Source organism: Microcella sp. (genome assembly GCF_046296455.1).
Taxonomy (GTDB): Bacteria; Actinomycetota; Actinomycetes; order Actinomycetales; family Microbacteriaceae; genus Microcella.
Genome location: NZ_JBKBLF010000002.1, coordinates 85,276 through 104,533 on the forward strand (window position 1 = coordinate 85,276; position 19,258 = coordinate 104,533).

Consider the following 19,258-nt stretch of genomic DNA (forward strand, 5'->3'; position numbering starts at 1 on the left):
CTGCGGTTCGGGGGCGGGATCGCCGACGGGTGCGCCCCTACTGTACGACCACGAAGTCCCACGGGTCGGTGCGCAGCTCGCTCACGACGACCTCGACGCCCGCAAGCTCGGCGCGCAGCTCGGCCGCAGCGGTCTCGAGCCAGAGCCACTCGCTCGCCCAGTGCGAGACGTCGATGAGGGCGGGGCCGCCCGCCACGCGCGCCGACTCGACGGCCTCGCTCGCGGGGTGGTGCCGCAGGTCGGCGGTGACGTAGACATCGGCGGCGAGCACCGCCGGCTCGGCGAGCAGCGAGTCGCCCGCTCCCCCGCAGACGGCGATCGTCTGCACGGGTCGGTCGAACTGCCCCGCGACCCGCACACCGGTCGCCGTCGGGGGCAGGATGCTCGCAAGGCGCCGCGCGAGGGCTCCGAGCGTCGTCGGCTCGGGTAGCGCCCCCACCCGGCCGAGACCGAGCCCGGGCGCGGTCTCGACGATCGGCACCGCATCCCGCAGCCCCACCAGCTCGGCGAGGCGCGCGCTCGTGCCGGTCGCCACGATGTCGGCGTTCGTGTGGGCGGCGATGAGGGCGCAGCGGCCGCGGATGAGCCGCGCCAGCAGGGCGCCCTTCGCGGTGGACTCGGCCACCGTGGTCACGCCGCGCAGCAGCAGCGGGTGGTGCACGAGCAGCAGGTCGGCGCCGAGCTCGATCGCCTCGTCGACCGTCGCCGACACTGCATCGACCGCGAGCAGCACGCGCGCGACGGGCGCCGCGGGGTCGCCGCTCAGCACGCCCGGGGCGTCCCAGGCCTCGGCGGCGGCGATCGGCCACAACCGCTCGACCGCGGCGGCGGCCTCGGCGAGAGTCGTCACGGTGCGAACGGCTCGACAGAGGCGGCCACGGGCGGCTGGTCGACGAGGGTCTCGGCCTCGGTCGCGGCCCGCTCGGCCGACTGCAGGCGGCGCAGCGCGGGAATACCGGCCACGAGCGGCACGAGCAGCCCGAGCAGCAGCGCGATCAGCACGCCCGGGTCGCCCTGCGCGAGCGGCGAGGCCGCATCGATGCCGAGCGGGGCGAAGAGGTACCCCTGCCACTGCAGCCCCGCGATCGACGCCGTGCTGACGCCCCAGCCGAGCCCCGTGATGACGACGAGCATCACGAGGTTGACCCACCGCACCGAGGGGTAGACGCCCCCGCGCCGCAGCAGCGAGGGCGAGTGCACGCGACGGGTGCGGATCATCGTCTCGGCGCCGAAGATGCCCGCCCAGGCGGCGACCGGCACCGCGAGCGTCGTGACGACGTCGCGGAAGAGCACCGAGACGTCGGGGACGACGAGCAGCAGCACCGCGAGCACGGCGCCCGTGAGCACGACGGCGATGAGCACGCTGGCCGTTCGCGGGGCGCGCACGCCGAGCGCGAGTACCGCGAAACCGCCCGAGTACAGCGCGAGCGCCGCGGCGCAGAGCAGGCTCAGCGCGACCGCGGCGACGAGCGGAACGGGATACCAGAGCGGCAGCAGGCGACCGAGCAGGTCGAGGGGGTTCGACTGCAGACCCTCGCTGATGAGGGGGTTCGACGCCGCGAGCACGGCGCCCCAGCAGATGAGCACGAACGCGGGGATCGTCGCGCCGAACGCCGTGAAGAGCACGGCCGACGATCCGTAGGTGCCCTTCGCCTGGTACCGGGCGATGTCACCGCTGCTGTTGGCCCAGGCGAGGCCCACGACGCTGAAGACGAGCACGGCGCCGCTGATGAGAAGCATCCAGTCGCCGTCGGGCACCGAGAGCGCGACGGCCAGATCGATAGCCGGCAGCGTCAGAACGATGAGGCCGACAACCAGCACGGCCGAGAGCGCGCTCACCACGGCGCTCACGACGGCGACCATGGCGAACCCGAAGCCCGCGATGACGGCGGCGAGCACGAGGGCGACGGCCGCGACCGCGATGCCGAGCTCGAGCCGGCCGAGCCCCGAGACGAGGCCCGAGGTCACGAGAACCTCGGCGACGCCCGCGCCGAGCATCCAGAGCAGGGCCGCAGCCCAGGCAACCCGCGTGATGACGGCGAGCAGCGCCGGCAGCGTGTTGCCGACCGTGCCGAAGGTGGCGCGCGAGACCACCATGGTCGGCTGCCCGCTCCACTTGCCGGCGAGCGTGCCGAGGCCCAGTGGCAGGAACGAGACGGCCACGCCGATGAGGGTCGCGAGCACGGCCTGGCGCAGGCTCACTCCGAGCCCCAGGATGACGCCGCCGAGGGCGAGGCTCACGACCGAGGCGTTGACCGCGAACCACAGCCAGAAGAGTCGCACCGAGCGGCCCGCGCGCTGCTCGGCGGGCGTGGGCTCGAGGGCGCTCACCTCGATACGCCCGGCACGAGGTGCCGGCACAGCAACCTCGGCAGGCGCGGCCTCTGCCGCATCATCGCCGACGCCCATCGAGGGCTCGGCGGCGGCGCGGACAGCCGGTTCGGCCGGCGCCAGCTCGGTCTCGGGCTCGCGCAGCAGTTCGTCGAAGGCCGTAGCGACAGGAGCGCCTGCCGCGACGACCGGCTCGACGAGCGGGGGGACGTCGGGCGCGGCCAGCAGCTGCTCGAGGCTCGTCGGCCCGGTCGGCGACGGGGCCGAGGACGACGAGAGCGCGATCGGGATGCTCGGCTCGACGAGAGCCTGCGGCGCCGGTGGGGCGGGCGCGTCGATCACTGGCTCGTCGTCGGCAACCAGGTACTCGGGAGCCGACGGGGGCGGCGCCACGGCCGACGGCACCATGCCGTAGGGAGGGGGCGCGTCGGCGAGGGCAAGATCGATGCGCGACGCGCCGCCCAAGCCGGGGGGCGATGGCACCGACGGCGTCGACGGCACTGGGGCCTCGGCAGAGGTCGGTGAATCGATGGCACCGGTGATCGAGGGGGGCTCTGGGGCCATTGCTGCCGCAGCCGGCGCGACGGTCGGCACGATGTCAGAGAACTGCGCGCGCACCTGCGTGACGATGTCGTCGGCCTCAGGCACGGCGGCCGCCCGCACCTCGGCCTCCCACTGCTGCACGCGGCGCGCTTCGGCCTGCCGCAGCTCGAGCTCGCGCTCGACCAGGTCGAGCAGAGCCGCAGTGTCGTGGTCGGGGGCATCGAGGTCAGCAGCCGCGAGCAGCTCGGCGTCGGTCAGCGACAGGCGCTGCGGGGGCGGCGGGATGGCCGATTCCGCGGAGGCCGGCAGGTCGGCACTCGGCTGGAGAGCAGCGGATGGCGCGAACGGGCGCTCGGGAGCCGCCATGGGCTCGGGCGCCGGCATGGGCTGCGGCACGGGCATCGGCTCGGGGGCGGGCATCGCGCCCGGGGTCACGCCGCCGAGGGGTGCGGCCGGCACGGCGACGGGAGCGGTCGGCGGGGCCCAGCGCTGAAACTCCTCAGCGAGAGCGCCCGCAAGGGCGTCGTCGTCGGTCGACTGCGCAGCATCCCCGGAGATGGGTCGGGCCGCGCCCGCGGGGGGCGGCGTGTACGTCGAGCGGCGGGGCCCGGGAGGCGTCACCGCATCGGCATCCTCGTTCGGCGGCAGCTCGTCGTCGACCATGCCCCGATGATAGGGCGGTCAGGCCCGCGAACGCGGTTGCCGAGCCGAGGAAAGCACGGTAACCCCGACGAGGATGAGCACCAGCCCGATCCAGCCGAGCGGTTCGAGCCGCTCGCCGACGATCAGCACGGCGAGCAGCGTCGCCACGAGCGGTTCGAGCAGAGTGATGACGGTGACCGTGCTCGACGCGAGCGCGCGCACGCCGACCGCGAAGAACAGGTACGCGAGGAACATGGGGCCGACAGCGAGGTAAACCGCGATCGCAATACTTGAGCCGCTCGCGAGCAAGGGGGCGCCGATCGCGAGTAGAACGACAGAGAGCGGCAGCGCGGCGAGGCCGAACGCGGCGCCCATGGTGGCCCGACCCGAGTGCCCGCGGCGGATGACGATGCCCGAGGCGAAGGTGAACAGCGCGTAGCCGGCGCCCGCGACGAGGCCGAGCACGACGCCGGCGGGGATGCCCGCGGCATCGACCGGCGAGTCGTCGCCGTGCCCCCCGACCACGAGCAGGGTCATGCCGGCGAGGGCAATGCCCGCGCTCAGCATCCATCGCCGCGTCAACCGGCTGCCGCTCACGCGCCATTCGAGCAGGGCGGCGAACAGGGGGCCCGACCCGAGCGAGACGACGTTGCCGATCGCGACGCCCGCGAGATCCATCGAGGCGTAAAACGCCAGCGGGTAGGCGACCATGCCGAGCGCCGCCGCGATCAGCCAGCCCCGCACGGCGCGATCGCGCATGACCCCGATCGCCGCCCGCCGGCTGACCGCGAACAGCAGTGCTCCCCCGAGGGTCATCGTGCTGGCGCCGACGGCCAGCGGGCTCACGGCATCGGGCAGGAACGAGGCGGCTGTGCCCGTCGTGCCCCACAAGACGCAGGAGGCGACGAGCGCCCAGACGGCGGGGGTCATGCGGTTCTCCGGGGTGTCGAGCACGGCGCGGGGCGGCGACGTACAGTGGGGCGCATGACCGAGAACGAGTTGATCGCCCTGTGGACGCGCGCACGCTGGCACATTATTGTGTCGCAGCTGGCGCCGACCTTCTTGCTGGCCGTGACGGTGTGGATGCTCGTCGGTGGTCTCGCCGAGACCGACCTGCCCGTGCGCCTCGCCGCCACCGGCATTCTGCTGGCCTCGGGCGTGCTCGGCGCGACCGTGCAGTACGCCGCGGCGCAGGAGGGGCGCGCCATCATCGCCGACCTGCGCGATCTGCAGGTGGTCTCAGCGGTCGGTCGCCGCATCATCGCGAGCGAGCGCGGCGTCGACATCGTGCGCTTCGTCGGGCCGGCGATCTTCGTCGCGACCTTCGCTGCCCTGCTCTGGGCGCTGTACCTCTAGGTCGCTGTGCCTCTGGGCGGTCGCCGCTCAGAACGGCTCGTCGCCGTCGCCATCGCCGCCATCGAGGGGCAGCGTCGAGGCCGCATAGCCCGGAACAACCCCGAGCACGAGCCAGTCGCGCGCGATGTCGAGAAACTGCGCGGGACTGGGCGCGCGTCCCTGCGTCTCGGCGGCGTGCAGGCGCCAGACCGTGTGCCGCGCGTGCCCGGCTTCGAGCGCGCCGACCTCGATGACGACGCCCTCGCCCGCACGCGCGCACTGCGCAAAGCGCTGGCCCGGGTCGTGCCGCCGTTGCACGACGATCCATCGCCACGACCGCGTCTCGACGCGGCCCGAGAGCGCCGCGAGGTGCGCCCACGACCGCACCGGCGCGTACGAGCCCGGGATCGCGTCGGCGGTGTACTCGAGGTCGGCGGGCGCTGTGGCGACGGTGGGCGCTGTGGCGACGGCGGGTGCTCGGCCTTCGATCGAGATCGTCATCGCTCACCTCCTCCACTCGCTGGTACGGCCGAGGCTACGGGCGACCACCGACAGGGCTGCGGCCGGCCGCCGTCCTCCGGTAGGCCTTCACGAGCAAGTCGCCCCGAACCTCGCCCATGCGCTCGATGAGCGCGTCGACCGATGCGCCCGAGACGCCCGCCACTACGAGGTCGTCGGGCCCGAGCGCGCGCAGCGGGCGGCATCGCAGCCGCACAACGTGCCACCCCACCTGCGCGAGCACCGCGTCTTTGCGGCGGTCAGAGCCCTCGCGGCGCCCGACGTGCTCGTCGCCGTTGCGCCCCACCGTGTCGAGCTCGACGGCGATCGCCAGCTCGGGCACGATGACGTCGGGCCACACCTCGAGCCGACCGAAGAACGGCGAGCGCACGCGCACGGCGTTCGGGCTTAGGTCGACGTCGAGCCGCTGGGCGATGAGCGCTCGCAGCCGGCCCTCGGCCGCCGAGGTCGCCCGTGGCGCACGCTCGCTGCGGAACGCCTCGCCCGGCGAAACCTCCGCCGCCGATCTCCACAATTCAGGAGTCGGCGAACCGTGGCGCGGGGCGACACGCCGTGCGGGCATCCGGGAACTCGTCTCGACCGCCTCCCCTCCTGAATTGTGGAGACGCGGCCAGCGCGGCGCTGGCGGCAGCAGCGAGGGGGTCGCGCACACAGGGCACCACGAGCGCGAGGATCGCGTGCGACCCGGGCGGCCGCGCTGCTCGGCGGGGGTCGCGACGAACTCGTGCCCCACCGTGCACACCCAGACGAGGTACACCTCGGCCGCGGGCGGGATCTGCGACAGCACGAGGCCGTGATTGCGCTCGGGGCGGTACTGCTCGACGAGAGCGGTGAAAGGCGCCCAGGCGTCGCGATAGCGGCCGATGGGGCTCGGCACCGCGAGCCCGGTGATGCGCTGGCGGCGCTGCCACCACTGCTCGACGCTCCACGGCACGCGACCAGGCTAGGAACGACCGCCGACACGGCGCGCGATCAGTGGGCCCTGAGGGACTCGAACCCCCGGCATCCTCGGTGAAAACACGACAGTTGGCAGAGATCATCTCATTCCCGACGTCGCGAGCCATCTGATGGCCGACACGGCCGCCCGCCGAGTGGGCTCCTGCCTGGCGTGTGGGACGGTGGCTCCCGTCGTGAACTACGCGCCGACCGCACACGGCGAGGAAGGCTACATCGGCCGACACACCCGCCCTGGCACACGCGCAGGCAGCAATTGCAGGGGCTCCTTCGGCGGCTGGGCCGAGCGCAATCGAGCACCTACCTACGTCGTGGTCTGATGTCCACTCCCGCGATCGGGGCACTCGCGCGTGCACATGAGCGCTGGTCACAATCGACCATGGCTCACGACGACGTACTCCAGCAGTTCGCCGCCTACCAAAGATCAACGGGACTCGCGGCGACCACCATTCGCAACCGGCACAGCATCCTCAGCCACCTCCAGCACTGCAGCGGACGGCCGCTGCTCGAGCTCACCACAGCTGACCTGCGTGCACACATCGGCCGCGAGACCCGCCAAGACGGGAAGCCGCTCAAGCTCGGCACCAGACGCACAGAGCGCAACGCGATCATCGCCTTCTACACCTACGCGATCGACGACGGACTGATCGACCACGACCCCAGCCGACGACTCGACCGAATCAGCGCACCCCGCGGCAAGGCCCGCCCCTTCACACGCGAGCAGATCGACGCCATGCTCACCAGCGGTGCCTACCATCGCACCCGCGTGATGATCCTCCTCGGCTACTACCAAGGCTTCCGAGTCTCCTCAATCGCGCGCGTGCACGGGCACGACATCGACCTGCTCAGCGGCACCATCCGCAGCACCGTGAAGGGCAGCAAGCCCCTCGTGTTCCCCCTGCACCCAGTCATCGCCGCGATCGCGCAGATCATGCCGAAGGACGACTACTGGTTTCCCGCGCGCGGCGGCCGCACAGGGCCAATCCACTCCGGCAGCGTCACCGACGCCATCCACGACGCGAAGCTGCGCGCCGGGATCTACGACGAGCAGCTGACAGCGCACTCGCTCCGGCACTCGTTCGGAACCGACCTAGTCGACGCCGGCGTCGACATCCGCGTCATCGCCGAGCTCATGGGGCACGAATCGGTCGCTACGACCCAGATCTACACCGCGGTGAGCGCCGAGCGAAAGCGTGCCGGGATCCACGCGCTCGAGCAAGGAGAGGTGCCTACAGCTTCAGGGCGCTCCCGGGCCGCTCTGGCTGCTTGACTCTCGACGCGAACGCGCAGCGCCACGTAGGGTGTCGCCATGTCGCGAACTTTCCTCGAACGCTTCCTCGGCATGCTCCGTGACCACACGAACGGTGCCGCAGAGCCAGAGGGTGCGAAAGCCGACGACGATCCGTCGATCCTCGATCTTCGCCATCTGCCGATGCGTCGAATGCGCGTCCGAGGCACCGCCTACGTCGTCTCATCGCGACGGCGATTGTCGGCGGGCGCTCACGAGTACATCCTCCGTCGAGAGCCGACGAACAAGCACGACAGCTACGCGATCGCCATCTACGACGGGACCAACAAAGTTGGCTACCTCACGACCTCGACGGCAAGCAGGATGGCGCCGCTGCTCGACCTGCTCGGGCACGAGGGCTACCGCGTCGGCGGTCTGCCTTCTGACGGCGTGAGCGTGAAGCTCTGGGTGGACGTGCCGCTGATGGATGGTCTCAAGAGGCTCGTAAAGAGTCATGCGCCCCGGTCTTCGGACCTTGAGCCATGACGATGGACATCCTCGACTTCGTCGCCGACCCAAACTGCCCCAAGTGCCTCGAGAAGATGACCGTCGTCGTCGGCGGGTGGTGGTGCGAGGCCTGCCGCGAGGTCGTGCGCCCGGCCTAGACTGCTGATCTGCAGCGGCCGGGCTGCTCCCCCATCGAGGAGCACCATGACCGTCTGGCATCCGATCCTCGCCGCGCACGAGTACGCGGCTGGCGAATGGATCCTTGTCGACCCCAGCGCGAAGCCTTACGCGGTCGTGCGGTCGATCGAGCTCGGCGGCGAGCGCGGCTATCGGGCGGTGACGTGGGCGAAGAGGTCGGAGGATCGTCGACTGATCGGCTATTGGCAATCGTTGCGTGCTGCCTGTGCGGGTGCTCACCGCGCGTACTTGGCAGGTCACGGACCCGGGGAGTTCGCGGGGTATCCGTCGCACGACAAAGACGCCCCGCGTCCAACCCGGTGAAGGGTCGGACGCGGGGCGTCGGCCTGCGCGCGCAGCGCTGCAGGGGTGCTTATTGGCAGGACTCGCAGTGGAGGTCGTCCATCGGGTCGACGGGCACTTGGTAGCCGTCGACGGTGTCGCCGCCGATCACAGCTTGCCGAGCCCGTTCGCCACCGGGTCGAGGTGCGGCTCCTCCACGCGGACGTTCACACCGATCTCGGTCGCGATCGCCTGCAATGCGGCGAGGGCAACGATGATGAGCGCCTGCCAGGTGAAGCCGACGAGCAGCGGGATCAGCAGCGTGGCCACGGCGGCGAGCACCGCGGCGCCCGTCTTGAGCAGGCCCGCCCAGCGCCCCGCCGAGAGCGGCACGAGGTAGCTGGTGATGACGCCGGCGACGAGCGCAAGCAGCTGGCCGGCCTCGACCTGGTCGATGACGTTGTCGGCGAGCGCGGTCTGCAGGGCGCCGAGCAGAATGATGATGGCCGGCAGGAGCGCGGCCGCGTACTTGCGGAGCATGGTGACCTCCTCAGGTCGATTGAGTGGTGATGTGCTCGATCAGGAGCTTCTGGGTAGCGGCCGCGGTCGACTTGGCCGCCGACGCTGTGCGGGCTGCGGTGGTGACCTTCTTGTCGATGCCACCGACCGTCTTTCGCAGTTCGCTGACCTCGCCGGCGACCTTCAGCACGTCGTCCTTGAGAGTGGAGCCGCCGTTGGTCTGCAGCTGGCCCTTGACGAAGTCCATGTCGTCGGCGAGCTTGAGAATCTGATCGACGCCCTTCACGGCTCGTTGCATCCAGGACACGACGGCGCGGACCTTCTGCCAGCCGTTGCCTTTCACCCAGACCACCATCACGGCGACGAGTAGCAGGGCCCACAGCAGCGGGGAGAGCCACGGCGAGGCATCCTGGATGCCCGTCCAAGCCCAGTCGATGAGGTCCCGCCAGGTCGAGATGTCGTCGAAGGCGACGAGGGGCACGTGCTTCATCCGCTCAGGCGGCTGCCGAGCTCGTCGACGGTCTCAGCGGGTACATCGGCGATCGCACCCTCGACACGCTGGAAGTCGTCGGCAAGGCGAGCCTCGACCGCCGCGGCGATCGCCTGTTCGTTGGCGTCGGCGGTGACCGTGACGCCTGCGGCGATGCCCTCGAGCACCTTGTCGGCGATCTCCTTAACCAGCTGCGCACGGTTCATCTCCGCGCGGGTGATGCGCTGCACAACCGTCTCGTGCTTCACGCTCTTCGGCGCGAAGCCGAGCGCGGCCGCCGCGCGGTTCAGCAGCGTCTCGTTCGTGCCGTACCGGGTCACGAAGAGGGTGTCGACCTCGAACCCGCTGCCCTTGCTGGTGCCGCTGTTGGACTTCATCAGAGCTGCCATGAACGTCTCCTCTGCTCCTCGTCGTTGGTCTTCGGGAAGTTCTCCCGCAGGTTGCGGTAGTGCCACGGCTCGCTCGGGAACGGGCGACCGTCGATCTGCTGGTTGTAGAAGCCGTGGTTCGCCAGGATCGTCGTGAACTTCGTCCGGTCGACGTCGTGATACGCCTGCCAGTTGCGGATGTCAGCCGCACGGCCCTTGCAGTGGTCGGTGTCATCCGGCGAGACGTTCTGCCCGTACTTCTCGTTGATCGCCACCTGCACCGCACGCGTGCGGTATAGGCCGGTCGACACCACCTCGGGGCGGAACCCGAACTCCTGCTCGAGCTCGTCGCCGGCGAGCACCCACCAGGCGGCGACGACGTCCAGCAGCTGGCCACCCTCGACGTCGGTCAGCTCGGCCGCGGTCAATTCTCCGGGCCGGCTCATGCGATGCCATAGACGCGCACGGCGCCTGTCGCCGTGCCGCCGGAGATCAGGAGTGACAAGCCGTCGTACGCAGTCGAGGAGCGGTGCAGGCCTCCACGCAGGGTCAGCGCGGTCGTGTTCGCCGCGGTCGCCGGGTTCCGGGTCGAGAACGACTCTGTCTTCATCAGGGTCGGCGTGGCCGAATCCGGCCGCGCCAGCTCGATCTCGCCGAAGTGCAGACGGGTGCCCGTTGTGGAGCTGATCGCCCAGCTGCCCTGCGCCAGGTTGCTGACCGCCACAGCGTTCGTGTCCGCACCGCGCGACACGTTCGATTGTGTGTCGTAGACCGCCGACGAGTCATCCGTGCCGGCAGCGCGAAGCCGCGCGTTGATCGTGATGTCAGCCGAGCTGGTCGGGAAGTCGAAGTGGACCTCATAGCGCGAATAGTCAGTGGTAAAGATGTCGTTCAGGCTGATCGTCGTCGCCGCCGCGACCGTCACCAACCCTGTCGCGTCGACCGAGACGCCAGTGCCTGCGACCGAGCCGGGGATGATCGGCACCATCCCCGGCGGCCGCGACTCCAGCAGATCGATGATGGCATTGATGATGAAGGCGAAAGCCTTGCCGCCGACAGTCGCTCGCGTGAGCGCCATAGTGTTCCTCCTTTAGAAGGCGAAGCGAGCATCGGGGTAGATCTGCACTGCGGCGCCGGCAGAGTGAGCGGCCGCGGTCGTGCCCTCTGCACCGCGCGTGACGGTGAGCACCTGCGGGGTGGCCGAGGTGCACGCGGTCACGTTGAGCAGTTCGTCGTCGATCTGGATCGTGTACGGCGTCTCGGTCGTGCTCAGCTTCGTCAGCGTCGTGGCCACGCTGAGCGACGTCGCCGAGTTCGTGATGCCGGCGGACAAGGTGAGCTCGTCGTCGTCGGCCATGAACCGGTCGACGTCGAAGCGGGCCTCGTCGAACGCGCGCGCGAGCCGCAGCGTGAATCGGTTCCGACTCGAGGCGTGCAGCTCGCCCAGACCCACGAGCCAGCCGTCCCACTCGGCGATGCCGTACTGCGTCGCCGGCAGCTGCTCGATGCGGACGCGATCGCCGAACTGCAGCTCGAGCAGGTCCGCCCAACGGTCGGTGTCGGCGCCTCGAGCGTCGACGACGAATGACTGGACCTCGATCGTGGGGCTGTAGCCGCGGTTGATGCGATCTTCCGCCCAAGCGGTGAGGTCCACCTGCTCAAGCAGCAGGGTGTCCTCGCGGCGACTGGTTACGCCGACCGCCGTCTCGACGTCGATCGAGCGAGCGACCGCCGCCTCCACGGGGCCAGCGTTGATGACCTCGGATGCGACGTTGGTGGAGTTCAGATCGACCGTCGGCTCTCCGCTGACGTCCTCCACGGTCACGAAGCTCTGAGAGACCGTCGCCGGGCGCGTGCGCTCCCGGATGACGATGGCCGTCTCCGGCGCTGTGAGCGTGCCCGTCGTGGCCGTGGAGAGGTAGCCCTGCTCGGTGCGCACGATCGCGTTGAGGTAGTCCAGGAGCGACTGTGCGTTCGTGTCTGGCCCGATGAGCGCCCCGGAGAGCACATCAGGGGCGACGTCGATGTCGATCTCGGGCAGGGCGGTGGCGATCGCCGTGATGCGCTGCTCCGACGTCGACAGCCGCGTGAACTCGCCCTGGATGCGCGTGCTCGAGACGCTGAACTCAGACAGGTACACCGACGTCGCGCCGCCGGCTGTGTCGCCGACGATGATCTGCGAGGTGACGACAGTCGGCGGGTAGATCGGCGGTGCGCCGAGCAGCACTTGCTCTCCATCGACCCACAGCTCGTTGCTTCCGCCGGAGGAGACGAAGTAGGTGCGGCCGGTCTCGAAGGCCCACGTCTGGCCGTTGCCGATCACGAAGTTGCCGTTGATGACTGCGAACAGGCGGACGCCGTTCCGCAGCTTGAAGTCGACGAACCCGGTCGCTGTCATCGGGGTGATCCAGAAGTTCACCCACGTCGCCACCGCATCGAAGCCCAGGGGCAGCGATGAGACGCGGCTGATGCCCGCCGCGGTCTGCAGCAGCGCGCGCGTCCGAAGACCGCCCGCCTCACCGTCCTGGCCGAAGGTGAACACGTTGCCCGACCACGCCGGCCCCTGAGCGCCAGACTGCTCGACCGCGACGCCGCCGGCGGGATCCGTGAGGGGCCAGTACAGGTCGGCATTGCGGCGCGCGATGGTGTCGCTGAGCGACCCCGAGAGGCGCACGTCGGCCGGCAGGCTGAGCATGTCGAGGCAGCTCACCCGCATCCGCGCGGTCTCCTCGTTCGCGATGTCAGCGAACGTCGGCGAGAAGTCCGACATGCGGGCCTCGAAGAGGCGGTCGTTGAGCTGCCAGCAGACGCGCATGCCGCGCTGCAGCGGCAGGTCCAGCGGCGTCGACGTGCTGCCCGGGGTGAAGCGACCGTCGGAGTTGTCGAGCGTGAACGCGAACGAGCCCGGGCGGGCGTCTTCGAACGGGGACGAGAGGCCCGACGATCGGGTCACGTCGCCCTCGTCGAAGAGGATGTAGTCGCTGACATCGACGAACGAGCCCCCCGAGCCGCACGCGATGGCGATCTTGAACTCGGAGGGCTCGAACATCTAGTTCTCCTGCCAGTTGACGGGGATTCGGCCGCGACGGATTCCCGTCCGGATACTCGTGGTGACCACATCAGCGAGGTAGTCCTCATTGCCGATTGCGCCGGCAGTCACCGACACGGGGATGGTGATGTTCATCACCGTGGTGCCCCCACCGCCTCCACCGCCGACGAGCGGAGCAGCGCCGAGGCGAGCGCCGGCGTCTGCCCAGATCGCCAGGTTGCGGCGTTCCTGGCCGGGCTTGCCGGAGATGAACGCTTCCCACGGCACGTTCGGCTCGGCGAACTTGAGGATGCCGCCAGGGCGACCGCGGTAGATGCCCTCGCGGACGCCACCGTTCTCGTACTCCTCGATGCCGCCGTTCTCCCGACCCTGAGCAGCGAGCGCCTGGCCGGTGTACCGGGCGACCTCAGCCGCGAGACCCTTGCGAAGTCCCGTCGTGTCGGCGATGAACTGGACCGTGACCTTCTTCGTCGACCACTCGCGGTAGAACTTCGCCAGCATGTTCTGCGACGCCGTCACTCCGGTGACGCTCACCTGCGTGGCGATCGCCTCAGGCGTGGCGATGTAGGCCTCGTTGAGGATCTCGACCTCGCTGCGAGTGTCGCCAGCTGCGCGCGCCGTGCGAAGGTACTCAGCTCGAGCGCGATCGAGAATCGCGGTCGTCTCGTCCAGGCTCCCGTTCTGCGCGTACACCGACGCCGCGACCGCGTTGGCCGAGCTCGAGATCTGATCCAGAGCGTCCTGGTTCGCACGCCCGGCGGCGGTGTTCACATCGAGCGTGCGCCCGTTGCGGGCTACAGCTGCGGCCGCGTCGTCGATTGCGCTCTCGAAGTCGCGCGTCGCCGCTCTGGTGTCGAGCTGGCTCTTGCCGAAGTTGCGGATCTGCTCTGCCAGGTCCGAGATCTCCCCCGACGCATCCGTCGCCGCCGCAGCGACATCCGACAGGCTCGACTCGTTCGCTTCGGCCGCCCGTGTCGCGTCCCAGAAGTTGTCCTGGCTCTGTTCGACAGACTGCGACAGCGACTGAATCGTGTCGGCCGCGTTACCCGCGCGGATGCCGACGCCCGTGAAGAACGTGCCGATCGTGTTGTTGGCCGCGAGCTTCTTGCGCACGTCCTCAAGCGCCGTGCCGCCGGCGATCACAGCGTCGGTGAGCTCGCGCTGCGAGATGCCCGCCTCACGCGCCGCCTCGAACGCACCGGACTCGGCGAGCTTCTTGGCGACGAGCTCGCGCGAGTACTCGGTGAGGGCACCCGTCGCCTGATTGAGCGAGTCCTGCAGCTCCGACGTCGTCGCGGCCGCCTCGGCCTGCCGCTGAACGAAGAACGCGATCGCGATCGTTGCGAGACCGATCGCGCCACCGATGCCGATGATGCGACGTGCCGCCGTGCCAGCAGAGATGCCGGTCGCTGCAAGCGACGTCTTCAGCGCGATGTACTTCGGCACGGCGACGAGCGCCGCGCCGCCCGAGAGCGCGATAGCGCCCGTGACAGCGACGAACGCCAGAGCGCCGTTGAGCACGGGCTGGGGCAGGCCGCCGACCGCGTCGACCAGGAACGTCGCCGACTGCACGAGCGAGCGCAGGGTGTCGTTCGCACCCGACCCGGTCTTGATGAGCGCCGAGTCGAACGCGCCGCCGAGCTTCTCGACGTCGCCGGCCAGGTTGTCGAGCCGGTCGGCGGCGACACGGGCCGCGTAGCCGGAGTCGTTGGTCGCGTCGATCCAGCTCTGGATTCCCTCAGCGCCCTGCTCATAGAACACCGACGCAGCGCGCACCGCGTCCGAGCCGAAGATGACCGCCAGCGACGCGTTGCGCTGCTGATCGGTCAGACCCTTCAGCCCGCTGCGCAGCTCGCCGGCGAACGCTGCAGCGCCGATGAAGGCGCCCTGTGAGTCGTAGGCGGAGATCCCGAGTCGATCGAGCTCACGCTGAGCCTCGGCCGACTGCGGAGTGAGTCGCTGCAGCATGGACCGGAACGAAGTGCCTGCGTCGGAACCGATCAGGCCAGCCGACGCGAACGCCGACAGCACGCCGGTCGTCTCCTCGACGCTGAGGCCAGTCTGTGCAGCCACGAGGGCGGCCTGGTTGAGGGCCTGCGCGAGATCCTCGACGTCGCCAGCAGCCTTACCGGCACCAGCGGCCAGCAGGTCCGTGACGAGGGTCGCCTGCGAGCCGTCGAGCTCGAACTGCTTCATCGTGATCGCCGTGATCTCGGCGGCGCGCTTTACGTCGAGCTGTCCCGCCGCGGCGAGACTCAGGGCGGCCTTGAGGCCTCCGCCGAGGATCTGCGCCGTCGACAGGCCGGCCTTCCCGAGCTCCTCGATCGCGTTCGCAGCCTGCACGGCGGTGAACACCGTCTCGCCGCCGGCCTCGAGTGCGGCCGCGCGCAGCAGCTGCATGTTCGAGGTGGTCTCCTGCGTGGCCGCCTTGACGTTGGAGATCGCCTGGTCGAAGTCGACGAACCGCTTGACCGCCAGGCCGACAGCGGCCGCGGCGACGACACCGACCGCCAGCGAGGCACGGCCGAGTCCCTCGAAGGCTTCACGCTGCTGCTGCAGCTTCGCCTGCGACTGGTCCGACATCTCACGAGTCGCACGGGCGGCGCGCTCCATGCCGGCGACGTAGCCGTTGACCTCGGCGATGAGGCCGACCTTGACTGTGCGGTTGGCCACGGTCGCCTCCTTCGGCTCAGGGTGATGTCGGGCGGGGCGTGTCGCGCAGCTTCACGCGCCACATGAGCCCGGCACGTTGCACGGGCGCGCCGGGCTTGTCGTACTGCTTGAAGTACGCGTCGCGCGCGTCGGCCAAGGTCGTCGCCGCCCAGTCGCGGAACGGGCCCTCGGTGACGAATCCGAACTGGTTCTCCGGGTCAGTCGCCACCTCGAGCGGAATGCCGTGGCTTGGCGTCTTGCGGTTGCGCAGGTGCGCGCGCATCAGCGCCAGCTGGTGGCGATCCCACTCGGGCTCACGAATGACCTCATGGCCAACCGCGACGCCGTTCTCCTCGACCAGGCGGTGGAACTCGCGCGGCTCCCACCCCTGCAGGCGTCGGGGCGCTACTCCAAGCTCGAGGGCGAGGTCGAGGATCTCCGCGATCGCTTCGGCGCTTTTCGCGCGGCATCGACCTCTTCCCGCGGTCCAACTTCGTTGAGCTGGAAGATCGCGTCGCTGACGCGCTGGAACGCTGCCCCGTCGAGCGCGTTGAGCAGGTCGGCCCAGTCGCTCGCGCTCAGCTCGGCCCCGTCGGGCACGCTGCCGCACAACGGTGCAGCGTCGAGGATGACGGCGCGCAGGTTGTAGCCGTAGCGCACGTCGACCCAGACGGGAGGGATCTCGACATCGTTCTCATCCTTCCCGCCGATGCGGGGCGGGTGCCGGTCGATGAGCTCGGCCCAGGTGAGGCCGTCGAGGCGTCGGAACTGCAGGGTGTGCTTGTTGCCGTTGAGCACCACGTCGACGTCGAGCGTCGGTGCGGGCTTTGCGATCTCTGCCTGGAGGTCGTCGAGGAATGACATGGGATACCTTTCGCCGTCGCCGTTGATAAGTCGGAGGGCGGGGTGGGCAGCGGCGATCCGCCCACCCCGCCGGTCGTGCAGGTCGCTACGCGGCGACCGTCTGCCGGGTCACGACGCCGGTCACGAAGAGCTTCTGCGACTTCGTGAACACGCCGTTCGCCACGGGGGCGTCGTCCATCTGCTCACCGCAGAGGATCGGCCACACCACGACCTTCTGCGCGGCCGCGACATCCGTCGCGTTGGCGATGAGGGGTCGGATGACGATGAAGCCCGCGAGGCCCTCGGTCAGCACGGAGGCGGCGCCAGCGGCACCGTCGATGTACTTGACGGTCAGGCCCTTGGTCTTCGTGCCGGGACGCTGCAGCACCTGCTCGAGGGTGAGGCGTTCGTCGGTGACGACGGTCTGGTCCTGCTCGGGGTTCCACCCGTCGGGGGTGAGCGAGTAGGTGATGTCGTCACCGTCCTCGAGCTCGGCCACGGTGATCGCCGCGCCGGCGATCGTCGGGACGAACTTGATGCGGTAGTTGTCGGTGGTCTGAGTGCTCGCGGGAACCAGTTCCTGAGCCATCGCGTCCTTCTTTCGTGAGGCCCCGGAAGTGGGGCAATCGGAGGGTGAACGCCCCGCCTACTTGGCGGAGCCCTTGCTGAACCGGTCGTCCTTGACGTCGGCGCCGGTGGCGACATCCGCCTTGCCCGGCTCCGACGGCGCGGGCGCCGCCTGCGAGGTCTTGTTCGCCGTGTCGTTGTGCTTCGGGGGGCGCACGCGCTCCACCTCGACGCTGTCGATGACGTCCCAGTCTTCGGCGCGCCGGGCGGCGTGCTCGGGGCTGACGTCGAACTCGTGTCCGGTGGCCTTGCTCTTGACGCGGATGAAGCCCATGGTGCGTTCCTTTCGATCAGGGGGTGCTCGGCTGGGATCTCCAGCCGACGCGGAAGACGTGGTACAGCAGCGGCGGGGTGACGCTGGTGTCGCGCTGCAGCGTGGTCGGACTCTCGAACCACAGCCGGTCGTTGTCGCGACCGTCGACCTCGACGCGCACGCCGAGCCCGCCCGGGTAGATCTGCTGCTTGAGCAGGTCCAGCAGAACGTTCGCCTGCTCGGCCGAGTCGCCCACGATCCACCCGGTGAACTCAGGGTTCGTGATGACCTTCGGTCCGGTGAGGCTCTCGCTCGTGTCGACACCGTCGGCGGGGAACAGCACCACGTAGGGCGGCAGCACCTTCTGGGTGTCGTTCGGCGGTGGCCTCTTCGCCTCTCCGACGAAGGTCGCCGTGGCCAGCGCAGGAATCGCCTGGATGAGGGCCTTGACGGCTTGCGTGTCGGCGTACGTCATGCGCCACCTCTGTTCACGTAGTTGGCGATGATCCCGCGAGTGCTGCTCTGACGCAGAGCTTCTGCTGTCCCGTCCTCGAGCGCCTTGGAGAGGCCGCGCTCGAAGTCGGGTTCGGTTTCCTGCAATGCCCCAGACCCGTACCCACGCGGAGCCGTGTTGTTGCCGGGCGCCCCGAACTCGTTGATGACGACCAGCGGAGCTTGCAGGCGACCGCGCTCTGCACCGACCTCAGCCTCGAGAATTGAGACCCCGAAGCCCCGAAAGACGCTGATGTCGTAGGTGATTGAGCGATGCGCGTGCTTCATGCGCGGTTCGCCCTCGAGCTTCGCTGCCCACTTGTCCTTCAGCGTTCGTGCGCTGACCTCGACGGCCTTGCGCAGGTACGGGCCCGCGACCGTCGGCGCATCATCGAGATTCGCCGACATCTGGTCGAGCTGGGAGAAGTCGAACTCGATGCTCATGTCATCAGCTCCACCTGCAGGCGCCGTGCCGTCGAGTGCGTCTGGAACTGGATGCCGCGCACGCGGAAGGTCACGCCGACGACGCTCGTGTCGAGCGGGTTGGCTGTGATCGTGACGCTCATGTCCGGCCGCACATCCCCCGACCCGGCCGCTTCGACCGGGATCGAGATCTCCGGCATCTGGCGAGCGAGCATTTGCCCGGCCGCGTCGACGTCGGCCGCCCACGAGCTCGGCAGGCGCAGCCGGCACTTGCCGGTGTAGATGGTGGTCGTGGTCTGCGTGCGCAGGCCCGTCTCGGGATCGATCTCGTCGGCAGCGACCTTGGTGATGGTGCAGGTCGACTCCATCAGCGACTCGGCCTGTCGACGCCCCATGCGGGCGACGCCCGCTGCGATGCTCATCGGCTGCCCGCCACATGTACCTGCCGCACCCCAAACTGCTGCCGCAGCAGCTGGATGTTGCGATCGCTCAACGCGATGCCGGACATCTCGCCAGCGTCAGCGAACGCTGCTCGGAAGTCGTCAAGCTGCACCGAGGAGAGACCGCCGGCGGTGAGGCCGAGGTTCGCTTCGATGGGGAGCAGCGCCTGCGACACCAGCACGCAGGTCCATCGCTTCAGGGACTCGGGTGCGGTCTCGTAGCCGTAGGTGAAGGTGACATCGACGGGTGCCTCGACGCGGGTGGCTGTGGTGACGGCGGGCGTGGCGAACGCGATGGGCACCCAGATGGTGTTCTCGCGTTGCGTGTACTCGATCGCTTCACCGTCACGCTCGACAGCGTCGATCGAGATCAGCGGCTGCGTGGGGATGTCGACGCGGCCACCTTCGGGCCACAGTCTGACGGTGCTGGTGCTCTGCGGGTAGACCTGCAGGCCCAACACGTCGTTACGAAGGTAGGTGGACGCATCCTCCAGCAGGGTCGTGATCCAGGGACGCTCATCGACCGAGAACTCTCGGTGCAGTCGAGCTTCCAGATCCGTGTACGTGGCGAATGCGTCCACCAT

General features: G+C 69.6%; 25 protein-coding genes. 5 read left to right on the forward strand and 20 right to left on the reverse strand.

Annotation, left to right across the window (positions count from 1 at the left end):
• Positions 1-37: 37 nt before the first annotated feature.
• From ACK4HH_RS01815 to ACK4HH_RS01825, 3 genes are read right to left on the reverse strand one after another with little or no spacing between them, the layout of a single operon-like run.
• Complete coding sequence (locus ACK4HH_RS01815; RefSeq protein ID WP_409647790.1) at positions 38-850, reverse strand: Nif3-like dinuclear metal center hexameric protein; 813 nt, start codon at positions 848-850, stop codon at positions 38-40.
• Entirely contained in the window at positions 847-3,537 is a 2,691-nt protein-coding gene (locus tag ACK4HH_RS01820; RefSeq protein ID WP_409647792.1) for a cytosine permease, read from the reverse strand. Before ACK4HH_RS01820 ends, ACK4HH_RS01815 begins: the two co-directional genes overlap by 4 nt.
• 18 nt (positions 3,538-3,555) lie before the next feature.
• Complete coding sequence (locus ACK4HH_RS01825) at positions 3,556-4,446, reverse strand: DMT family transporter (RefSeq protein WP_409647794.1); 891 nt, start codon at positions 4,444-4,446, stop codon at positions 3,556-3,558.
• 54 nt (positions 4,447-4,500) lie between these two features.
• Here ACK4HH_RS01825 and ACK4HH_RS01830 point away from each other — a divergent pair, with 54 nt between their 5' ends.
• On the forward strand, positions 4,501-4,872 hold the full coding sequence (locus ACK4HH_RS01830) for a hypothetical protein (protein ID WP_409647796.1): 372 nt from the start codon (positions 4,501-4,503) through the stop codon (positions 4,870-4,872).
• 27 nt (positions 4,873-4,899) lie between these two features.
• Here ACK4HH_RS01830 and ACK4HH_RS01835 read toward each other — a convergent pair whose 3' ends face one another.
• The gene (locus ACK4HH_RS01835) at positions 4,900-5,352 is read right to left on the reverse strand and encodes a hypothetical protein (RefSeq protein WP_409647797.1); all 453 of its coding nucleotides are present in this window, start codon (positions 5,350-5,352) and stop codon (positions 4,900-4,902) included.
• Positions 5,353-5,386: 34 nt separating this feature from the next.
• Positions 5,387-6,304 carry a hypothetical protein gene (locus tag ACK4HH_RS01840; protein ID WP_409647799.1) on the reverse strand — a complete coding sequence of 306 codons (918 nt, stop codon included), beginning with the start codon at positions 6,302-6,304 and terminating at the stop codon, positions 5,387-5,389.
• 399 nt (positions 6,305-6,703) lie between these two features.
• On the opposite strand from ACK4HH_RS01840, the gene ACK4HH_RS01845 reads away from it, so the two are divergent.
• From ACK4HH_RS01845 to ACK4HH_RS01860, 4 genes are read left to right on the forward strand one after another with little or no spacing between them, the layout of a single operon-like run.
• Entirely contained in the window at positions 6,704-7,594 is an 891-nt protein-coding gene (locus tag ACK4HH_RS01845) for a tyrosine-type recombinase/integrase (RefSeq protein ID WP_409647800.1), read from the forward strand.
• Positions 7,595-7,633: 39 nt separating this feature from the next.
• Complete coding sequence (locus ACK4HH_RS01850; protein WP_409647801.1) at positions 7,634-8,098, forward strand: HIRAN domain-containing protein; 465 nt, start codon at positions 7,634-7,636, stop codon at positions 8,096-8,098.
• Positions 8,095-8,217, forward strand: coding sequence for a hypothetical protein (locus tag ACK4HH_RS01855; RefSeq protein WP_409647802.1), 123 nt, complete (start codon positions 8,095-8,097; stop codon positions 8,215-8,217). The genes ACK4HH_RS01850 and ACK4HH_RS01855 overlap by 4 nt, the downstream gene beginning before the upstream one ends.
• A 46-nt stretch (positions 8,218-8,263) precedes the next feature.
• Complete coding sequence (locus ACK4HH_RS01860) at positions 8,264-8,560, forward strand: hypothetical protein (RefSeq protein WP_409647804.1); 297 nt, start codon at positions 8,264-8,266, stop codon at positions 8,558-8,560.
• A 126-nt stretch (positions 8,561-8,686) separates the two neighbouring features.
• On the opposite strand, the gene ACK4HH_RS01865 is transcribed toward ACK4HH_RS01860, so the two are convergent.
• From ACK4HH_RS01865 to ACK4HH_RS01935, 15 genes are all read right to left on the reverse strand, one after another.
• On the reverse strand, positions 8,687-9,058 hold the full coding sequence (locus tag ACK4HH_RS01865; RefSeq protein ID WP_409647806.1) for a hypothetical protein: 372 nt from the start codon (positions 9,056-9,058) through the stop codon (positions 8,687-8,689).
• A 10-nt stretch (positions 9,059-9,068) separates the two neighbouring features.
• Positions 9,069-9,518 (reverse strand): hypothetical protein, encoded by a 450-nt coding sequence (locus ACK4HH_RS01870; RefSeq protein WP_409647807.1) that lies wholly within the window; start codon positions 9,516-9,518, stop codon positions 9,069-9,071.
• Between the two features lie 5 nt (positions 9,519-9,523).
• Positions 9,524-9,916, reverse strand: coding sequence for a hypothetical protein (locus ACK4HH_RS01875; RefSeq protein ID WP_409647809.1), 393 nt, complete (start codon positions 9,914-9,916; stop codon positions 9,524-9,526).
• Positions 9,904-10,341 carry a hypothetical protein gene (locus tag ACK4HH_RS01880; RefSeq protein ID WP_409647811.1) on the reverse strand — a complete coding sequence of 146 codons (438 nt, stop codon included), beginning with the start codon at positions 10,339-10,341 and terminating at the stop codon, positions 9,904-9,906. Before ACK4HH_RS01880 ends, ACK4HH_RS01875 begins: the two co-directional genes overlap by 13 nt.
• Positions 10,338-10,973: a hypothetical protein gene (locus ACK4HH_RS01885; protein ID WP_409647813.1), complete on the reverse strand. Its 636-nt coding sequence runs from the start codon at positions 10,971-10,973 to the stop codon at positions 10,338-10,340. Before ACK4HH_RS01885 ends, ACK4HH_RS01880 begins: the two co-directional genes overlap by 4 nt.
• A gap of 12 nt (positions 10,974-10,985) precedes the next feature.
• The gene (locus ACK4HH_RS01890; RefSeq protein WP_409647815.1) at positions 10,986-12,944 is read right to left on the reverse strand and encodes a hypothetical protein; all 1,959 of its coding nucleotides are present in this window, start codon (positions 12,942-12,944) and stop codon (positions 10,986-10,988) included.
• Positions 12,945-15,617, reverse strand: a complete 2,673-nt coding sequence (locus ACK4HH_RS01895) for a phage tail tape measure protein (RefSeq protein WP_409647816.1) — start codon at positions 15,615-15,617, stop codon at positions 12,945-12,947.
• Between the two features lie 16 nt (positions 15,618-15,633).
• Positions 15,634-15,879 carry a hypothetical protein gene (locus tag ACK4HH_RS01900; RefSeq protein WP_409647818.1) on the reverse strand — a complete coding sequence of 82 codons (246 nt, stop codon included), beginning with the start codon at positions 15,877-15,879 and terminating at the stop codon, positions 15,634-15,636.
• A gap of 122 nt (positions 15,880-16,001) precedes the next feature.
• Positions 16,002-16,460 (reverse strand): hypothetical protein, encoded by a 459-nt coding sequence (locus ACK4HH_RS01905; RefSeq protein WP_409647820.1) that lies wholly within the window; start codon positions 16,458-16,460, stop codon positions 16,002-16,004.
• Between the two features lie 85 nt (positions 16,461-16,545).
• Positions 16,546-17,028 (reverse strand): hypothetical protein, encoded by a 483-nt coding sequence (locus tag ACK4HH_RS01910; RefSeq protein ID WP_409647821.1) that lies wholly within the window; start codon positions 17,026-17,028, stop codon positions 16,546-16,548.
• Positions 17,029-17,085: 57 nt separating this feature from the next.
• Complete coding sequence (locus tag ACK4HH_RS01915) at positions 17,086-17,340, reverse strand: hypothetical protein (RefSeq protein ID WP_409647823.1); 255 nt, start codon at positions 17,338-17,340, stop codon at positions 17,086-17,088.
• A gap of 16 nt (positions 17,341-17,356) precedes the next feature.
• Positions 17,357-17,794 carry a hypothetical protein gene (locus ACK4HH_RS01920; RefSeq protein WP_409647825.1) on the reverse strand — a complete coding sequence of 146 codons (438 nt, stop codon included), beginning with the start codon at positions 17,792-17,794 and terminating at the stop codon, positions 17,357-17,359.
• A complete protein-coding gene (locus ACK4HH_RS01925; RefSeq protein WP_409647827.1) occupies positions 17,791-18,255 on the reverse strand; it encodes a hypothetical protein in 465 nt (154 codons plus the stop codon). Before ACK4HH_RS01925 ends, ACK4HH_RS01920 begins: the two co-directional genes overlap by 4 nt.
• Positions 18,252-18,656 carry a DUF6093 family protein gene (locus ACK4HH_RS01930; protein WP_409647829.1) on the reverse strand — a complete coding sequence of 135 codons (405 nt, stop codon included), beginning with the start codon at positions 18,654-18,656 and terminating at the stop codon, positions 18,252-18,254. Before ACK4HH_RS01930 ends, ACK4HH_RS01925 begins: the two co-directional genes overlap by 4 nt.
• Positions 18,653-19,258, reverse strand: a complete 606-nt coding sequence (locus tag ACK4HH_RS01935) for a hypothetical protein (protein ID WP_409647830.1) — start codon at positions 19,256-19,258, stop codon at positions 18,653-18,655. Before ACK4HH_RS01935 ends, ACK4HH_RS01930 begins: the two co-directional genes overlap by 4 nt.